The organism is Achromobacter sp. Marseille-Q0513 (assembly GCF_018195695.1).
Taxonomy (GTDB): domain Bacteria; phylum Pseudomonadota; class Gammaproteobacteria; order Burkholderiales; family Burkholderiaceae_B; genus Achromobacter.
The window spans coordinates 1-489 of record NZ_JAGTJY010000496.1 but is presented as its reverse complement, the minus strand read 5'-3'; the positions used below and the strand labels follow the sequence as shown (position 1 = coordinate 489).

Here is a 489-nt window from a genome sequence, read left to right as displayed (position 1 = left end):
GGTCTGGATTGAGCGGGCGATGCCGGAAGTGCGCCCCGTGCTCCGTATCGCTTTCAGCGACGACTTCCCGAAGCGTTCGGAAAAAGAGCGCGAAATCTGGTGCGCGTCGTGGATTGCCACCACGCTCATGCCCGTCCTCAACGAAGCGCAGCGCGGCTTTACCGGGCGTTGGGCAATTGGCATGGACTTCGCGCGCCACCGCCACTTCTCTGTCATCAAGCCCGCCCGCATCACGGCCGACCTTCGCCGCGACGTGCCCTTCATCCTCGAACTGGCCAATGCCCCGACTCGCCAGCAGGAGCAGATTCTCTGGGCGCTGCTGGGCGAGCTGAAGCGGTGGACTTTCGCTGGCGATGCGACCGGGCCTGGTCAAACGCTCATGGAATACACCGGCGACAAGTTCGGACGCGCGGTGTTCGACGAAAAAACGGGCAACTACATCGGCGGCCCTGTCCACGAAGTCACGCTCTCTCGCGCCTGGTACGGCGA

At 63.8% G+C, this 489-nt stretch carries 1 pseudogene; it reads left to right on the top strand.

What is annotated here, in order from left to right:
* Positions 1–19: 19 nt before the first annotated feature.
* Positions 20–489: pseudogene (locus tag KDH83_RS31450) on the top strand (hypothetical protein); the annotation flags it as partial.